Consider the following 17608-nt stretch of genomic DNA (forward strand, 5'->3'; position numbering starts at 1 on the left):
CCCGCTACAATCCCCATCCCATGCACGGTCTCAATCCCCCCCAAGCCGCCGCCGTCCTGCACATCGAAGGTCCGTTGCTGGTGCTCGCCGGCGCGGGCAGCGGCAAGACGCGCGTGATCGTGGAAAAGATCGCCCACCTGATCGGCTGTGGCCGTTATCCGGCGCGCCGCATCGCAGCGATCACCTTCACCAACAAGTCGGCCAAGGAAATGCGCGAGCGTGTGGCCAAGCGCCTGCGCGAGCAGGATGCCGACGAGGTGACCATCTGCACCTTCCATGCGCTGGGCCTGAAGTTCCTGCAGATCGAACACGCCGCCGTGGGCCTGAAGCGTGGATTCTCGATCTTCGATGCCGACGATGCCGCTGCGCAGATCAAGGACCTGATGTATGGGGCCAAGCCCGACGACATCGAGGACATGAAGAACCTGGTGTCGCGCGCCAAGAACGCCGGCCTGTCGCCCGAACAGGCGATGGCCGCCGCGCGCAGCAACCGCGAGAAAGAAGCGGCCAGTGTCTACGAGCGTTACCAGCTGCGCCTGACGGCGTTCAACGCGGTCGACTTCGATGACCTGATCCGTTTGCCGGTGCAGATCCTGGAGGAAAATCCGGAGATCGCGCTGGCCTGGCGTGAGCGCATCGGCTACCTGCTGGTGGACGAATGCCAGGACACCAACGACGCGCAGTACCGCCTGCTCAAGCAGCTGGCCGGTGAGAAGGGCAACTTCACCTGCGTGGGCGATGACGATCAGTCGATCTACGCCTGGCGCGGCGCCAACCCGGAAAACCTGCAGCAGATGGGGCGCGATTACCCCACGCTGGAAATCATCAAGCTGGAGCAGAACTACCGCTGCTCCAACCGCGTGCTGCGCGCCGCCAACGCGCTGATCGCCAACAATCCGCATGAGCACCTGAAGAAGCTGTGGAGCGACCAGGCCGACGGCGAACGCATCCGCGTGTGGGAATGCCGCAACAGCGAACACGAAGCGGAAAAGGTCGCCGCCGAAATCGCCTTCGTGGCGCAGTCGCGCAACGTGCCGTGGAGTGATTTCTGCATCCTGTTCCGTGGCAACTTCCAGTCGCGCCCGCTGGAAAAGGCGATGCAGCTGCTGCGCATTCCCTACCACCTGACCGGCGGCACCATGTTCCTGGAACGCCAGGAAGTGAAGGACACGCTGGCCTGGCTGCGCCTGCTGGTGAACCCGGACGACGACACCGCGTTCATGCGGGCGGTGCAGTCGCCCAAGCGCGATGTGGGTGCCGGTACGCTGGCCAGGCTGGCCGAGCTGGCGCAGGAAAAGGACATGCCGATGGCGCATGTGGCCGAGACCATCGGCGCCCTGCAGCAGTTGCCGCCGCGCGCGGCCAACAGCCTGGCGCGCTTCACCGACATCCTGCGCGACCTGCGGGCGCAGATGCGCCAGGTGACGTCCGGCGACATGATCCGCAAGGTGGCCAAGGAATCGGGGTTGCTGAGCGAGCTGCGCCAGCAGGCCAAGGAAGAGGCCAGCTACCAGCGCCGGGCGAACAACATCGAGGAACTGGCGCAGTGGTTCGAGGGCGGCCCGCGCGGTGCCACCGCCGCCGACCTGGCCGGCCAGCTGGCGCTGCTCTCGCGCAGCGACAAGGACGAGGGCGGCAACCAGGTACGCATGATGACCCTGCATGCGTCCAAGGGCCTGGAATTCCCCTATGTCTTCATCGTCGGCTGCGAGGACGGCGTGCTGCCGCACCAGGTGAGCCTGGACGAGGGCAACCTGCAGGAAGAACGTCGCCTGCTGTACGTGGGCATCACCCGCGCCAAGATCCAGCTGTGGATGAGTTACAGCAAGCTCACCCGCAAGTTCGGCGAGCATGTGCGGTTGAAGCCAAGCCGGTTCTTCGAGGAGATTCCGGCCGAGGAGATCCAGCGCGATGGTGCCGATCCGGTGGCCGATGCGGCGCGCAAGAAGGAACGGGCGAGCGCGGGGTTGGCGGCGATTGAGGCGCTGTTCGATTGATCGGCGAACGGCACAGCCCCTCGTGGCAGGCGCTGTTCGCAGTGCATTTGTGGTGGGCCTGGCGGGTGGCCTGGTCGGGACACGCCGTAAACCCGTCCATGGGGGCTCGGCCGCGGCATCCATGCCGCGGACGGTCCCGCCCAGCCCACCCGCCAGGCCTCTGACAGTTTCCGTGCGTGCCAGCCACGGAAAAGAAAAAAAATCAAAAGCAACAGCCGGCGGTTGAGGCAGAATCGGGGTTTCGGCTGGAGGTCTGCCTGTGCAACCGATCGAGAGTGAGCGCCTGCGGCTGCGGGCCATTGAACCGGACCGTGATGCGGCACCGATGCTGGCCCTGCTCAACGATCCGGGCTTCGTGCGTTTCATCGGTGACCGCAACGTGCGCGACGAAGAACAGGCACGCGAGTACATTGCGCTGCGGGTGCTGCACAGCTATGCGTTGAATGGCTTCGGCATGTATGCCATCGAGCGGTTGTCCGATGGTGCCTGGCTGGGCAACGCCGGGCTGGTGCGGCGGGATGGCCTGCCGGGGCCGGACATCGGCTATGCGGTGCTGTCGGAATTCGCGGGGCAGGGCTATGCCGGTGAGGCGGCACGCGCGGTGTTCGCGCATGCGCGTGGAGCGCTGGGCCTGCACGATCTGTATGGCATCACCGATCTGGACAACGTGGTGTCCGGGAAGATCCTGCAGGGCCTGGGTATGCAGACGCGCGGGGTGATCCAGTTGCCGGGCGTGGACAGCCCGAGCCGGTTGTATGCAACGCCCGGTGCGGCGCAGGTCTGACCCTTGATGTTGGTAGGTGCCGACTGCTGGCCGGCACAGTAGCGGCTGATGGTAGGTGCCGACCGTTGGTCGGCACTATTCAGATGCAGTGCCGACCAACGGTCGGCACCCACCCCCTCAACCGCGCAGTTCGGCCAACTGTGCCTGCAGTTCGGCCACCGCCGCTTCCAGCTGGGCCACGCGCTCGGCCAGGCCCGGGTCGGCCGCATCGCTGCTGCCACCGCCGCTGCTGGCGTACTTCGCCGCCAGCGCCGCGCCGTCCACTTCGCCGCACAGCAGGTGCATGTAGCGGTCTTCGCGCTGGCCGCTGGCGCGCGGCAGCACCACCAGCAGCGCGCGCTGCTGCAGGCGATCGATGGCGTGGCGGGCCTCGTCGGTGTCGGCGAAGCGGTGCAGGCGTTCGCTGCGCGTGACCAGCTCGCCCAGCGTCTGCGGCCCACGCAGCAGCAGCAGCGCCAGCAACACGGTCTGCTGCCGGGTCAGGTCCAGCGCGGCCTGCAGGCGGTGCTCGTAGCGGTCCGCGCGCGAGGAGAAGTGCTGGCGGGCCAGGCCCAGCGCCTCCAGCTGGCGCAGCGCATGTTGCACGCTGCCGGCATCGACGTTCATCACCGGCTCGCGGGCGGTCTTCTGGTTGGCGGCCGATTGGGCGGCATTGACGGTCAGCGGATAGGTGTCCGGGGTGGTCGCCTCCTTCTCCACCAGGCAGCCCAGCAGGCGGGCCTGCACGGCGTCGAGCAGGGGGACGTCGGGGGTCTGGGTGGAATCGGTCATGGCGGCCTCCGGAAGGGCAACGGGTCAACCGCCAAGCATAGCCGTCCCGGGACCGCCTTTGCCGGTAAAATGCGCCGGTATATCTGATTGCCGGTGAATCCATGCGTCGTCCCGTTTCCCTGTCCCTGACCCTGCTCGCCACTGCGGCGCTGGGCCTGTCCGCTTGCAAGCGCGTGGATGCGCCTGCCGCTGAAGCCGCTGCGCCGGAGGCCCCGGCCGCCGCTGCCAAGGCCGACGGCGCGCTCGATCCCACTGCCAATGACAACCTCAATGCAGTGCTGTGGATGCAGCGTGCGCAGGAGTACAAGGCGATCACCGAGCAGACCTACCGCGCCGCCGCCGACCACCTGGACGCCGCGCTGAAGGAAGCCCACTGGGATGCGCTGGTGCCGGAAGAACGCGGCAACGAGGCCAAGGGCCTGAAGCCGGCCGTGGTGCTGGACGTGGACGAGACCGTGCTGGACAACTCGCCCTACCAGGCGCGCCTGGTGCGCGACGGCAAGGAATACGATGAGTTGAGCTGGGACCAGTGGGTGGCCGAAAAGAAGGCCAAGGCCATCCCGGGCGTGGTCGATTTCGCCAAGGCCGCCAACGCCAAGGGCGTGACCCTGCTGTACATCTCCAACCGCGCCGTGCACCTGAAGGACGCGACCCTGGCCAACCTGCGCGAGCAGGGCCTGCCGGTGGCCGACGACAGCGTGTTCCTGGGCCTGGGCACCGTGGTCGAAGGCTGCGAGCAGGCCGGCAGCGAGAAGAACTGCCGCCGCCGCCTGGCCGGGCAGAAGTACCGCGTGCTGATGCAGTTCGGCGACCAGCTGGGCGATTTCGTCGAAGTGACCGCCAACACCAACGACGGCCGTGACGCGCTGCTGCAGCAGTACCACGACTGGTTCGGCGAGCGCTGGTGGATGCTGCCGAACCCGACCTACGGCGGCTTCGAGCCGGCGCAGTTCAACAACGACTACAGCCAGTCGCGCCAGGCCCGCCACGACGCCAAGCGCGCCGCCCTGGACTACGCACCATGAACCGCGCGCCGCTGCCGCTGCGCGATGACGAGCGCCTGATCTTCGCGCTGGACGTGCCTGACCGCGCGCAGGCGCTGGAGTGGGTCGATCGCCTCGGCGACAGCGTGGCGTTCTACAAGATCGGCATGGAACTGCTCGCCTCCGGCGAGTACTTCCAGGTGCTGGACGAGCTGGCCCGCCGCGACAAGCGCGTGTTCGTCGACCTGAAGTTCTTCGACATCCCGGCCACCGCCGCGGCGGTGATCAAGCGCCTTTCGCAGTGGCCGGTCAGCTACGCCACCATCCATGGCTGGCACCCGGCCATGATGGAGGCCTGCGCGGCCGCCAACAGCGGCGACATGCGTCTGCTGGCGGTGACCGTGCTGACCTCGATGGGCCGCCCGGACCTGGCGCAGATGGGCATCGACCGTGAGCCGGTGGACGTGGTGGTCGAGCGCGCGCTGGCCGCGCAGGCGGCCGGCATCGATGGCGTGATCGCCTCGGGCCAGGAAGCCGGCCCGATCCGTGCCGCTACCGGCGCCGGCTTCTCGATCGTCTGCCCGGGCATCCGCCCCGGTGGCCCGGTCGGCGATGACCAGAAGCGTACCGTTGGCGTGGCCCAGGCGTTTGCCGATGGTGCCGATGCCATCGTGGTTGGCCGTCCGATCCGCCTGGCCACCGATCCGCAGGCCGCGGCCCGGGCCATCCAGCAGGAAATCGCGTCGGCACTGGGTGCGCGCTGAGGTTCCGTTGCGAAGGCTGCAGGCCCGAACGCCATCCCGGCCCGCGCGGGATGGCGTTTTTGCATCTGTCTACCGAGCGGTTGTGCCCGAATCGCCGTAAAACCTGCCGTAGATTTCATTGCTTCCACCCCCATCATCAGGTGGATCAATAAAATCAATAGTTTAAGGAGCACTACGTGAAGTGTTGCCTTAACTTGAGCGGCAGCGTAGGATCGCCGCCATCCGGTCCTCGGACCGGACATGTGCCACAACACTGTCCACCGGCCCCGCGCCGGCTTGAAGAGCCTGTGATCCCCGTGATCCCGGCTCTTTTTTTATTCTGATCAGTGACTTGCACAAGCAACAGCGGAAACCGTGACGTCCCGGCTTGCCGCTGTCACGTCGCAGGCCGCAAGATGCGGACCGGTCCGGGGAGTCCGAGTGCATGAGCGTGGCAGTGCGAGGAAGGTCTGCGCGTGGATGGGGGCTGGCAGCCATGCTGCTGCTGGCGGTGGCCGCGTGTCGTGAATCGGCCAACGATCCGGCCAGGCCGGCGGCCGAACCGGTTGCGGCGGTGCAGGCGATGGCCCTGCGCCTGGCCGAAGACGATCTGGTCGGCTATGCAAAGCTGTCGGTACCGCCGAGCCAGTACCAGCGCCTGCAGCAGGCTTGGGCCGAGGGCCGCAGCCAGTGGCCGCTGACCGAGCTGCCGCTGGGTGACCAGCTGCTGCCGATGCTGGCTGCGCTGCGCGCGCCCAATGCCAGCGCCGAACTGCAACGCAGCTTCGACCGCCAGCTGGCAGGCCAGGCCGGTGCCGTGCGCCAAGCCGCGCAGTCGATGGGCAACTTCGGTGTGCAGTACCTGCGCCATCAGAAGGGCTACACACCGGGCCAGCAGGCGCATTACATCGCCCTCGTCGAAACCCTCGCCAGCTGGGCGCAGGGGGCACCGATCAGTGACCGCGCCCGCGCGCGCAGCACCATCGCCGCGCTGGTCGGCGCAGCCAGCAAGGTCGGCTTCGAGGATGAGGCCGGCATGCAGGCCGCGGGCATGGAAGGCAGCCTGCAGCAGCTCGCGCCGTTCATCCACACCCTCAAGGCGGTGCTGGGCAGCTACGGGCTGGGCGTGGACGATGCGCTGCGCAGCGTGCGCGGTGAGCTGCTCTCGGTGGAGGGTGACAATGCGCTGGTACGCCTGCACTACGACCTGGCTGGCCGCGAAATGACCCTGCAGCTACCGCTGAGCCGTCGCGAGGGCCACTGGTACCTGACCCGCACCCTGGCCGACACCGACGCGTTGCTGCGCAAGGCCGATGCGGCCCGCGCTGCGGCGGCCCCCGCCCCGGTTGAAGCCCCCGCCGAGGGTGGGGAAGCGGCAACGCCGCCGCCTAAGCCATAATGGCGCCGATGTCGAAACAGAACCCGCTGCCGTTCCCCGGCGAAGAATCCCAGTCGACGCCCGCCGATACGGTGCCGGCGTCCCCCTCGACCGGTACCGGCCCGAACCCGGTACCGCCACCCGCGCACGCGCGTCCGGCCGGCCGCCGCCCGTTGTGGGCTCGCCTGCTGGGCCGCCTGGTCGAGCCGTGGCTGTCGCTGAAGATCGAGCCGGAAGACCCGGGCCAGTACAACGATGGCCGCCCGGTCATGTACGTGCTGGAAGACTACGGCCTGTCCAACGCGTTGATCCTGGACAAGGCCTGCCGCCAGGCTGGGCTGCCGTCGCCGCTGGTGCCGCTGGCCGGTGATCCGACCGGCCGCAAGCGCGCCTACCTGGCGCTGTCGCGGCGCAGCTCCAGCAACTCGCTGATCCCCGAGCAGCGCGGCGCCAAGACCCATTCCGATTCGCTGGCCAAGGTGCTGCAGGCGCATCGCGTGCGCGACGACCTGGACGTGCACCTGGTGCCGGTATCGATCTTCGTCGGCCGTGCACCGGACAAGCAGAGCGGCTGGTTCGCGGTGCTGTTCTCGGAAAACTGGGCACTGGTCGGCCGCTTCCGCCGCCTGCTGGCGGTGCTGCTCAATGGCCGCAGCACCATCGTCCGCTTCGCGCCGCCGATCTCGCTGCGTTCCATCATCGACGAGGGCCTGGAGCCGGAACGCACGGTGCGCAAGCTGCAGCGCGTGCTGCGTACCCATTTCCGCCGCATCCGTGAATCGGTGATCGGTCCTGACCTGTCGACCCGGCGCCTGCTGGTGGACCAGGTGCTGGCCGCCGAACCGGTGCGCGAAGCGATCGCCGCGCAGGCCAAGCGCGACAACTCGAAGCCGGCCGACGCCTGGAAGAAGGCGCATGCCTACGCCTGGGAAATCGCCGCGGACTACTCCAGCCCGGTGGTGCGCTCGGCCAGCTTCATGCTCAGCCACGTGTGGAACCGCATCTATGCGGGCGTGCTGGTGCACCACCTGGACAAGTTCAAGGCCGCCGCGCCGGGCCACGAAGTGGTCTACGTGCCCAGCCACCGCAGCCACATGGACTACCTGCTGCTGTCCTACCTGCTGTACGACCGTGGCATCGTGCCGCCGCACATCGTGGCCGGCATCAACCTGAACCTGCCGGTGGTCGGCACCCTGCTGCGCAAGGGCGGTGCGTTCTTCATCCGCCGCTCGATCCGCGGCAACGCGCTGTACTCGGCCGTGCTCAGTGAGTACGTCGCGCAGCTGGTGGCCGGCGGCTACTCGCTGGAGTACTTCGTCGAAGGCGGCCGCTCGCGTACCGGCCGCCTGCTGCAGCCCAAGGGCGGCATGATCTCGATGACGCTGCGTGCGTTCCTGCGCCAGCCGCGCAAGCCGGTGCTGTTCCAGCCCATCTACATCGGCTACGAGAAGCTGATGGAAGGCGGCAGCTACCTGGACGAACTGTCCGGGCGGCCGAAGGAAAAGGAATCGATCTGGTCGCTGCTGTGGGGCATCCCCAAGGTGCTCAAGCAGAACTACGGCCAGGTGGTGGTGAACTTCGGCGAGCCGATCGCGCTGAACGACGTGCTGGCCGAGAAGGCCCCGGAGTGGAAGGGCGAGGCGGTGTCCGAGGACGAGAAGCCGGCGTGGCTGTCGACCACGGTGGATACGCTGGCCGAACGCATCCAGGTGCGCATCAACGGCGCCGCCGACGTCAACCCGATCAACCTGCTGGCGCTGGCCCTGCTGTCCACGCCGAAGCACGCGATGGGTGAGGCCGACCTGATCGCGCAGATCGAGCTGTGCAAGACGCTGCTGGTCGAGATGCCGTATTCGGACCGGGTGACGGTGACCCCGCATTCGCCGGAGCGGATCATCGCCCATGCCGAGGAAATCAACGTTCTCACCCGCGTCAAGCACCCCCTGGGCGATGTGCTCAGCGTCAGCGGCGATACCGCGGTGCTGCTGAGCTACTTCCGCAACAACGTGCTGCACCTGTTCACCGCCTCGTCGTGGGTGGCCTGCTGCTTCCAGAACAACCGCCGCATGAGCCGCACCGGCCTGGTCCAGCTGGGCCGCACGGTGTACCCGTTCCTGCAGGCCGAACTGTTCCTGCCGTGGAGCGAGGACGAGTTCGCCCAGCGCATCGACCAGACCATCGACGTGTTCGTGCGCGAGGGCCTGCTGCAGAACGTCAACGATGACGACGGTGGAATCCTGGCGCGCAACACCGGGCAGACCGACGAGGTGTTCCGCCTGCGTGCGATTGGCCATTCACTGCAGCAGGCATTCGAGCGCTACTACATCGCCATTTCGGTGCTGGTGAAGAACGGCCCGGGCGTGCTGGGTGCGGCCGAGCTGGAAAGCCTGTGCCAGCAGGCGGCGCAGCGTCTGAGCCTGCTCTATGCACCGGCCGCGCCGGAGTTCTTCGACCGCACCCTGTTCCGTGGCTTCATCCAGAAGCTGCGCGAGCTGCGCCTGGTGTGGCCGGACGAGAACAGCAAGCTGCTGTTCGACGAGCGCCTGGATGCCTGGGCCAAGGACGCCAAGTTCATCCTCGGCCGCGAGCTGCGCCACACCATCGAACGGGTCAGCCCGGAAGCGGCACGCCCGGACGAGCCGGCGCCGCAGGATTGAAGGTAGCGCCGGGCATGGCCATGCCCGGCGAACGGCATGCCAACCAAGGTTGGCATCTACCAGGGGCGAAGCAGTAGATCCACGCCATGCGTGGATGGGCCACCGCTCAGGCCGGCTCGTCGGGAATCTGCAGGCTTTCCAGTCTGGCGATGCAGTCCTTCAACTGCAGCTTGCGCCGCTTCAGGCGCTTGGCTTCCAGTTCGTCCTCGCCATTGGCGGCCATGCGGGTGATCTGTTCATCCAGCAGGCGGTGCTCGGCGCGCAGGGCGGCGAGGTGCTCGACGATCTCGGCGGGGCTGTAAGTGTCCACAGCCTCCGAGCATACACAGCGATGATGACTGCCGGGAGAGGGGAATCCCGACCCCCGGCCGTGGCCGCTCCGAGCCGTTAGAATGGAACCCATGAGTGCCGTGATTTCCCTTCCCGATCCCCTGCCGCGTTCCCAGCCGCGCGCCGCCCGCGATCCGCGCGTGGCCGAGCGCGAGCAGCACAAGCTGGCCAAGCGCCTGCGCCGCCAGGTCGGTGAGGCGATTGCCGACTTCGGCATGATCGAGGCCGGCGACAAGGTCATGGTCTGCCTGTCCGGCGGCAAGGACAGCTACACCCTGCTGGACGTGCTGCTGCAGCTGCAGAAGAAGGCGCCGGTGCCGTTCGAGCTGGTGGCGGTGAACCTGGACCAGAAGCAGCCGGACTTCCCCGAGCACGTGCTGCCGGAGTACCTGGCAGGGCTGGGCGTGCCGTACCACATCATCGAACAGGACACCTATTCGGTGGTCAGCCGGGTCATTCCGGAAGGCAAGACGATGTGCTCGCTGTGCTCGCGGCTGCGTCGTGGTGCGCTGTACAACTACGCCGAAAGCCATGGCTTCACCAAGATCGCGCTGGGCCACCACCGCGACGATATGGTGGCCACGTTCTTCATGAACCTGTTCCACCACGCCAAGCTGTCGGGCATGCCGCCGAAGCTGCGCAGCGACGACGGCAAGCATGTGGTGATCCGGCCGCTGGCCTACGTGCGCGAGAGTGACATCGTCGAGTACGCGCAGGCGCGCCAGTTCCCGATCATTCCCTGCAACCTGTGTGGCAGCCAGGAGAACCTGCAGCGCCGCCAGGTCGGCCTGATGCTGAAGCAGTGGGAGAAGGACCACCCGGGCCGCATCGAGCAGATCGCGCGCGCCATGAGTGAAGTCCGGCCCTCGCAGCTGGCTGACATCACCCTGTTCGATTTCATGGCGCTGGGCCGTCGCGACGACACGCCGCTGCCCGACGCCCATGCCTGGCTGGCCGGTTCCCCGGCCGACGCCGACGCAGATCCCGAGACGCCCGCCGTTTAAGGTCGGCCGCCCTTCCTCTTTGCCATCCGGAATTCCATGTTCTTTCGCAACCTGACGTTCTTCCGTTTCCCGACCACCACCGATTTTTCCGAAGTCGACACCCTGCTGCCGCACGCCCTGCTGAAGCCGGTCGGCGCGCTGGAAATGAACTCGCGCGGTTTCATCTCGCCGTTCGGCCGCGAGGAGAAGGAGCTGCTCTCCCACCGCATCGCGGAGCACCTGTGGCTGACCGTGGGCGGGGAGGACAAGATCCTGCCGGCGGCGGTGGTCAACGACCTGCTCGAGCGCAAGCTGGAGGAGATCGAGGAGAAGGAAGGCCGCCGCCCGGGTGGCCGCGAGCGCAAGCGCATGAAGGACGACCTGCTGCATGAACTGCTGCCGCGCGCCTTCGTGAAGTCCTCGCGCAACGACGCCTTCATCGACCTGCAGCACGGCTACGTGGCAGTGGATACCTCCAGCCGCAAGACCGGCGAATACTTCATGTCCGACATCCGCGGCCTGCTCGGCAGCTTCCCGGCGATGCCGCTGAACGCCGAAGTCGCGCCGCGCTCGATCCTGACCGGCTGGATCGCCGGCGAGCCGCTGCCGACCGGGCTGAGCCTGGGCGAAGAGTGCGAGATGAAGGACCCGGTGGAAGGTGGCGCGGTGGTCAAGTGCCAGCACCAGGAGCTGCGCTGCGACGAGATCGACAAGCACCTGGACGCCGGCAAGCAGGTGACCAAGCTGGCGCTGATCTTCGAGGACAACCTGTCCTTCGTGATCGGCGACGACCTGATCGTGCGCAAGCTGAAGTTCCTCGACGGTGCCCTGGACCAGCTGGAGCATGCCGACGAAGATGGCCGCCGCGCCGAGTTCGACGCCCGCTTCGCCCTGCAGAGCGCCGAGATCCGCCGCCTGTTCCTGTTGCTGGAAGAAGCCTTCAAGCTCAGCAAGGCTGACTGAACAGGCAGCCCGACGGCCGCCGGTCATCCGGCGGCCCGAAGCAGCGCTATGCTGGGTGCATGAGCCGTCTGTTGCGCCGCCTGATCAGCCCGACCCCGCCCGCCACCGTACAGCGCGACACCGTTCGCCTGCGCCTGGAGGATGCCGAGATCGAGGTACTGCGCGTGCGTGATCCGCGTGCACGGCGCATCAAGCTGAGCGTGGACGAGCGCGGCGCGCGCCTGACCCTGCCGCCGCGGGCAAGCCTGGCGATGGGCGAACGCTTCCTGGAACAGCACCGCGACTGGCTTGCACTGCAGCTGCGCCAGTACCAGGGCCAGGGCCTGCCGGCGCCGCTGCAGCCCGGCGAAGACGGCGTGCTGCCCCTGCGCGGCGAACTGCTGCCACTGCGCTGGCAGGAAGGCCGCTATGCGCGCCTGGAGATCGACGCGCACGGCGCCTGCGTGCAGTGGCCCACCCGTGGTGGTGACGCCACCCTGCGCCGTCTGCTGCGCGAGTTCTACGAAGCCCAGACCCGCGCCGACGTCGGGCGCTGGCTGCCGAAGTACCTGCCCACCCTGCCGCGCGCACCCAGCCGCCTGCGGCTGAAGGTGATGTCCTCGCAATGGGGCTCACTGGCCCCCGACGGCAGCATGGCACTGGACCTGGCCTTGGTGCTGGGCCGCTCGGAAGCGTTCGAATACGTGCTGGTGCATGAACTCTGCCACCTGATCCAGCCCAACCACTCGCCCGCGTTCTGGCACGAAGTGGAACAACGCTTCCCCGCCTGGCGCGAGCAGCGCGACTACTTCCAGCTGGAAGGGCGACGCCTGAAGGCCATGCTTCGCCAGCTTCTGTAACTGTAGAGCCGAGCCCACGCTCGGCTGCCGTTGAATGCAGCCGAGCGTGGGCTCGGCTCTACAGAAGCGCGCGACCCGCTCCTGCTCTTCCTTCTTTCTTCCGTGGTGGGCACACCGGAAACTGTCGAAGGACGGGATGGGTGGGATTGCGGGGGTGTCCGCGGCATGGATGCCGCGGCCAAGCCCCCAGGGACGGGTTTACGGCGTCCCCCGCAATTCCACCCATCCCGGCCAACCTCATGATCGTGCAGACCCACCGACCACGAAGGGCTCAGCCGTTGGCCGAAACCCTCACCCCGCCCGCAGCGCCGCCGCCGCCGCCCACCGCGCCGCCACCCGCGGCGCCGTAATGCACACCGCCTGATCGGTCACCGTCGTCACCGCGCGCTCCAGCAGCTGGATATCCGCCTCATGCTGGCGCGCCACGTGCGGATCCTCGAAGAAAATCGCACGCTGGCAGCGCCCCTCCAGCACCCGGTCGGCAATCTGCGCATCACCGCCCATCGGGCCGCTCTGGTAGCGCGTCACCCACGGCGTATCACGTGGCCAGCCCCGGCTCCAGGCCAGTTCGTTCAAACGCTGGCCGGTGGTGCCCGTCGCCACCCGCTCACCGAACCGGACCAGCACATCGAAGTGCTCATCGGCGAAGGCCAGCATCGCCGGCTTCATCGCATCGTGCGCGATCAGCGCGAGCGTCTGGCCTTCGAACGCATGCAGGTCGTCGGCGCCGCCGTCTGCCGCCAGCCCGGCGTGGACGCGCTCCACTTCGACCCAGTCGCGTGCGGTGGCCACGGTCGAAATGAACGGCTTGCCGTGAATCACGCACTGGCGCTTCAGCGCCGTGGCTTCCGGAAATACCGAGGACGGATCGACCGGGTCGATCAGGTAGATCGCGCCATCCAGTGTCCGATCCGGACCCATGCCAACGACTTCGGCGACCAGCTTCATCAGTCCACCCTCGCGACCGTAGGGATAACGGTGCAGGCCCGCGTACCCGGCCAGGAAGCCCTGTCGTTCGATCGCGTCATGGGTGCGACCGACCGCATGCAGCGACACGCCCAGCTCGCGCAGGCCGGCCTCGCTGCTGCGCAGCCAACGGAACAGCGCGGCGCGCGCGTCGTGGTGATGAAGACGGTTGGCAGCCAGGCCGATGCGCATCGAACGCTCCGCAGTTACGGGTGAAGGCGGCAGTGTATGTCGGCATTCCCCTATCTGGATGCTTTTACAACTTTCTTCATTGCCGTCGGTCCGCACGTCGATAGCGTGGCAGGCAGCGGTACCGCAGCGCGGCCGTTCCTTCCGCCCGCGAGATGAGGATGCCTACCGTGAATGTCGCCGGCTTCCCGGCAGCCATTGCTGTCATGGCCAGCCTGCTGCTGCCTGCCACGGCCTCCGCCACGGGCTGCAGGACACCGCTGCGCATCGCCTGGCCGTCCGACCGCGCACCTTTGTCGTCCAGCGAACAGGGCGAGGCCCGGGGGCTGGGCGCGGCGTACCTGAAGCTGCTGGGCGGGCAACGGCCACTGCAGCTGCTGCCCGTGCCGGCCGACAGCGTGGACCGGGACGAGCTGCCGGCCGGCACCCAGGCGCTGCTGGGATGGCCCCGCTCGCAATTGCCCGCTGGATGGGTGGTCAGTACGCCCTACCTGCAGCTGCCACAGGTGATCGTGCGCCGGGAAGACGCGTCGCCGGTGCTGGGCCTGGAAGATCTGCGTGGACGCACCGTGGCCAGCCCCAGCCGGATGCCGCTGCAGGGGCTGCTGGCCGAGCAGGCCGTGGGTGCACAGCTGCTGCCACCGGCAGCGCTGGACGATGCACTCCCGCTGCTGGGCACCGGATTGATCGATGCGGTCGTCGCCAACCTCGGCGACGTCGAGGCCGCATTGCGCCGCTACCAGGGCGATCCACTGCTGATCGCTGCGCCGGCCGGTTTCGACGATGCCCTGGTGCTGGCGACCACGCCCGCCTGCGCCGATGTCATCGTCGGCTTCGAGCAGGCGCTGTCGCAGCTGACCGATACCGAGCGCGAACAGATCCGCGCGGACTGGCTGCCGGACCGGCCGCGTAATTCCCCGTCATCGTCGCCCCTGCGCTGGCTGGTGCCGGCCTCGCTGATCCTGCTCGCCCTGGCGCTGGTACATGCCTTCGGCTACTGGCGGGTCCATCGCGAGAGCGTGCGCCGCCGAGTCGTGGAGCAGCGCCTGCAGGAGGTGACTGCGAACCTGCCGGCGGTGGTCTACCAGGCGCGTCGGTCGGCGGGCGGCCATTACAGCTTTCCGCAGATCGCCGGTGACGTGCAGGCCCTGTTCGGAATCAGCGTGGAGACCGCGCGGATCGATCACCAGCGGTTGTTGGCCGCGGTCCATCCGGACGACCGCAACCAGGTGATGGCCTGTGTCGAGACGGCTGCATTGGCGCGTGGCCCGATCGACGTCACTTTCCGCACCCGTTCGCCACAAGGGTGGCGATGGGTGCGTTCGCATGGGCGGCCGTTGCCCTGCGACGACAGCGACGTCGAGTGGAGCGGCTATTGGATCGACGTCAGCGAGGTGCAGTCACGTACCCGCGCGCTGGCCGACGCGCGCCGCCAGGCCGAACAGGCAGCACAGGCCAAGGCGCACTTCCTGGCAACGATGAGCCACCAGATCCGCACCCCGATGAGCACGCTGCTGGACATGCTCGAACGGCTGGCGGGCAGCAGGCTGGAAGCACACCAGCAGCAGGTGCTGGCCACGGTCGATGATGCCGCGCGGATGTTGCGGCAGATCCTCGACGATGTCCTGCACAGCCAGCGCCTGCAGGGCGCACCACTGCAGCTGCGGCCCATCGATCTGGCGGCACTGGTGCGCGCGGTGCAGCAACTGCTGATGCCGGTGGCCGCCAGCCGCGGCCTGCACCTGCAGGTGGTGCTGGATCCGGAGATGCAGCCGGGATCGCTGGCCGACGGCCTGCGCCTGCGCCAGATCCTGTTCAACCTGGCCGGCAACGCATTGAAGTTCACCCGGCAGGGCCACGTGGAACTGCAGGTGCAGGTACTGCAGCAGCGTGACGGCGGCCAGCGGCTGCGCCTGCAGGTGAGCGACAGCGGCGTGGGCATCAGCGAGGAACGCCAGCAGGCGGTGTTCGCCGCCTATACCCAGGCGGAGCGCTCGACCACACGGCGCTTCGGCGGCAGTGGGCTGGGCCTGGCGATCTGCCGCGAGCTGGCGACCTCGATGGGCGCGGAGCTGCAGCTGCGCAGCTCACCCGGGAAAGGCACCACGGTCTGGCTGGATCTGGACCTGGATGCCTGCGAGGCACCCGTGGCTGCACCTTCGGCGGCGGTTGCGGACGAGCGTCCATTGCCGGCGTCGCGCGTGCTGGTGGCTGAAGACCATCCCACCAACCTGCATCTGCTGGAGCAACGCCTGTGTGCGCTCGGGCTGCAGGTCCACGCCTGTACCGACGGACGGTCGGCGCTTGCAGCATGGCAGGCGCAGCCGTTCGAGCTGGTGATTACCGACTGCCACATGCCGGGCATGGACGGCTTTGCGCTGGCGCGGGCGATCCGCGCCGATGCCTGCCCGGCGCGCGCGCAGGTGCCGATCATCGCGCTCACGGCCAGCGTGATGGAAAGCACCCGCGAAGCCTGTCGTGTGGCTGGCATCGACCACTTCCTGGCCAAGCCGGTGGAGCCGCACGTATTGCGTGCGCTGCTGGCGGTACTGCTGGTGCCGGACTCAGTGGGCCAGTAGCCGCACGATGCTGGCGGCGGCGTCGCGGCCCTCGGCCACGGCGGTCACTACCAGATCGGCACCGCGCACTGCATCACCACCGGCGAACAGGCGCGGATGCGCGGTCTGGAACGGCAGGCGGTCCTTGCCGCCGGCCACGATGCGGCCGTTGGACTGGCCTTCCACGCCATGCTCGGACAGCCATGCCGGCAAGGTCGGCGAGAAGCCGAAGGCGATGATCACCACGTCCGCTTCCAGCAGCGATTCGCTGCCCTCGATCGGCACCGCGTTCTGGCGGCCGTTGGCATCCGGTTCGCCCAGCCGGGTCTCGACCACGGTCACGCCGATCACTTCGTCATCAGCACCGGCCTCGATCGACAGCGGCTGGCGGTTGAACAGGAAGCGCACGCCTTCCTCGCGTGCATTGGCCACTTCGCGCGCGCTGCCGGGCATGTTCGCTTCGTCACGGCGGTAGGCGCAGGTGACCTTGGCTGCGCCCAGCCGCACGGCGCTGCGCACGCAGTCCATGCCGGTATCGCCGCCACCGAGCACCACCACGCGCTTGCCGTTGAGATCGGGCAGGGCGATGGTGTCTTCCCAGCCGGCGATCGGCCGGCCCTCAGGGTCATCGCCACTGACGATGCGGCTGTTCTGCACCAGGAACGGCAGCGCCGGCAGCACGCCCTTCAGGTCCTGGCCGTCGAGGCCGCCATCGGTGTAGCGGTAGGCGCCGGTGCCGACGAACACGGCGTCGTGGCTGTCCAGCAGCTGCTGCACGCTGACATCGCGGCCGATCTCCACGCCGAGGCGGAACTGCACGCCCATGCCTTCGAGCACTTCGCGGCGGCGATGGATCACGTCCTTGTCCAGCTTGAAGCTGGGAATGCCGAACTGCAGCAGGCCGCCGATCTGTTCGTAGCGGTCGTAGACCACGGCGGTGATGCCAGCGCGTGCCAGGCGGTCGGCACAGGCCAGCCCGGCCGGGCCGGCGCCGATCACCGCCACGCTGTGGCCGGTCGGCTGCACCGCGCCCAGGTCCGGGCGCCAGCCGCTGGCCAGCGCGGTATCGACGATGTACTTCTCCACCGCGCCAATGGTCACCGCACCGAATTCTTCCAGCGTGCAGCTGCCTTCGCACAGCCGGTCCTGCGGGCACACCCGGCCGCACACTTCCGGCAGCGGATTGGTGCTGTGGCACAGCGTGGCCGCCTCGTGAATGCGGTTTTCCTGCACCAGCTGCAGCCACTGCGGAATGGCGTTGTGCACCGGGCACTTCCAGCTGCAGTAAGGATTGCCGCAGTCCAGGCAGCGGCCGGCCTGGTACTGGGCGTCATCTTTGCCGAACTTGCCGTACAGCTCGCCCCAGTCGCCGGACGTGCGCAGTTCCACCGGAATGCGCTGCGGCATGGTGCGGGGCAGGTCGAGGAACTGGAAGGCGTGCTTGCGGCTCATGGCGGGCTCTGGAAT

Annotated in this window: 14 protein-coding genes; 10 read left to right on the forward strand and 4 right to left on the reverse strand. The window is 67.9% G+C overall.

Annotated elements, in window-relative coordinates:
* The first annotated feature begins 20 nt into the window (after positions 1-20).
* Together GOC52_RS00295 and GOC52_RS00300 are read left to right on the forward strand one after the other, a co-directional pair.
* Positions 21-1997, forward strand: coding sequence for a UvrD-helicase domain-containing protein (locus GOC52_RS00295; protein WP_126411560.1), 1977 nt, complete (start codon positions 21-23; stop codon positions 1995-1997).
* A 259-nt stretch (positions 1998-2256) separates the two neighbouring features.
* Complete coding sequence (locus tag GOC52_RS00300; protein WP_043397785.1) at positions 2257-2781, forward strand: GNAT family N-acetyltransferase; 525 nt, start codon at positions 2257-2259, stop codon at positions 2779-2781.
* Between the two features lie 117 nt (positions 2782-2898).
* Here GOC52_RS00300 and GOC52_RS00305 read toward each other — a convergent pair whose 3' ends face one another.
* Complete coding sequence (locus GOC52_RS00305) at positions 2899-3552, reverse strand: YceH family protein (RefSeq protein WP_010487332.1); 654 nt, start codon at positions 3550-3552, stop codon at positions 2899-2901.
* 101 nt (positions 3553-3653) lie between these two features.
* On the opposite strand from GOC52_RS00305, the gene GOC52_RS00310 reads away from it, so the two are divergent.
* The 4 genes from GOC52_RS00310 to plsB all read left to right on the forward strand — a co-directional run bounded on the left by GOC52_RS00310 (position 3654) and on the right by plsB (position 9313).
* Entirely contained in the window at positions 3654-4577 is a 924-nt protein-coding gene (locus GOC52_RS00310; RefSeq protein ID WP_010487329.1) for a 5'-nucleotidase, lipoprotein e(P4) family, read from the forward strand.
* The gene (gene pyrF, locus GOC52_RS00315) at positions 4574-5299 is read left to right on the forward strand and encodes an orotidine-5'-phosphate decarboxylase (RefSeq protein ID WP_191850398.1); all 726 of its coding nucleotides are present in this window, start codon (positions 4574-4576) and stop codon (positions 5297-5299) included. Before GOC52_RS00310 ends, pyrF begins: the two co-directional genes overlap by 4 nt.
* Before the next feature lie 424 nt (positions 5300-5723).
* Complete coding sequence (locus GOC52_RS00320; protein WP_019338155.1) at positions 5724-6677, forward strand: hypothetical protein; 954 nt, start codon at positions 5724-5726, stop codon at positions 6675-6677.
* Positions 6677-9313 (forward strand): glycerol-3-phosphate 1-O-acyltransferase PlsB, encoded by a 2637-nt coding sequence (plsB, locus tag GOC52_RS00325; protein WP_191850400.1) that lies wholly within the window; start codon positions 6677-6679, stop codon positions 9311-9313. Before GOC52_RS00320 ends, plsB begins: the two co-directional genes overlap by 1 nt.
* A 106-nt stretch (positions 9314-9419) precedes the next feature.
* Here the strand turns inward: plsB and GOC52_RS00330 are convergent, their stop codons facing one another.
* A complete protein-coding gene (locus tag GOC52_RS00330; protein WP_005421068.1) occupies positions 9420-9623 on the reverse strand; it encodes a YdcH family protein in 204 nt (67 codons plus the stop codon).
* Between the two features lie 91 nt (positions 9624-9714).
* Between GOC52_RS00330 and ttcA the strand changes: the two genes are divergently transcribed.
* The 3 genes from ttcA to GOC52_RS00345 are packed head-to-tail and all read left to right on the forward strand — an operon-like array spanning position 9715 to position 12428.
* On the forward strand, positions 9715-10647 hold the full coding sequence (ttcA, locus tag GOC52_RS00335; protein WP_191850402.1) for a tRNA 2-thiocytidine(32) synthetase TtcA: 933 nt from the start codon (positions 9715-9717) through the stop codon (positions 10645-10647).
* A 36-nt stretch (positions 10648-10683) separates the two neighbouring features.
* Complete coding sequence (locus GOC52_RS00340) at positions 10684-11589, forward strand: recombination-associated protein RdgC (protein ID WP_005411825.1); 906 nt, start codon at positions 10684-10686, stop codon at positions 11587-11589.
* Positions 11590-11648: 59 nt separating this feature from the next.
* Positions 11649-12428, forward strand: a complete 780-nt coding sequence (locus GOC52_RS00345; protein WP_010487316.1) for a M48 family metallopeptidase — start codon at positions 11649-11651, stop codon at positions 12426-12428.
* A gap of 291 nt (positions 12429-12719) precedes the next feature.
* Here GOC52_RS00345 and GOC52_RS00350 read toward each other — a convergent pair whose 3' ends face one another.
* Positions 12720-13586: a hypothetical protein gene (locus tag GOC52_RS00350; RefSeq protein WP_019661978.1), complete on the reverse strand. Its 867-nt coding sequence runs from the start codon at positions 13584-13586 to the stop codon at positions 12720-12722.
* 167 nt (positions 13587-13753) lie between these two features.
* Between GOC52_RS00350 and GOC52_RS00355 the strand changes: the two genes are divergently transcribed.
* Complete coding sequence (locus GOC52_RS00355) at positions 13754-16162, forward strand: ATP-binding protein (RefSeq protein ID WP_191851389.1); 2409 nt, start codon at positions 13754-13756, stop codon at positions 16160-16162.
* Here the strand turns inward: GOC52_RS00355 and GOC52_RS00360 are convergent.
* Positions 16148-17593, reverse strand: a complete 1446-nt coding sequence (locus GOC52_RS00360; RefSeq protein WP_191850404.1) for an FAD-dependent oxidoreductase — start codon at positions 17591-17593, stop codon at positions 16148-16150. The two genes, GOC52_RS00355 and GOC52_RS00360, sit on opposite strands and share 15 nt — an antisense overlap.
* Positions 17594-17608: the final 15 nt, after the last annotated feature.

This window comes from Stenotrophomonas sp. SXG-1 (assembly GCF_014083965.1).
Lineage (GTDB): Bacteria > Pseudomonadota > Gammaproteobacteria > Xanthomonadales > Xanthomonadaceae > Stenotrophomonas > Stenotrophomonas geniculata.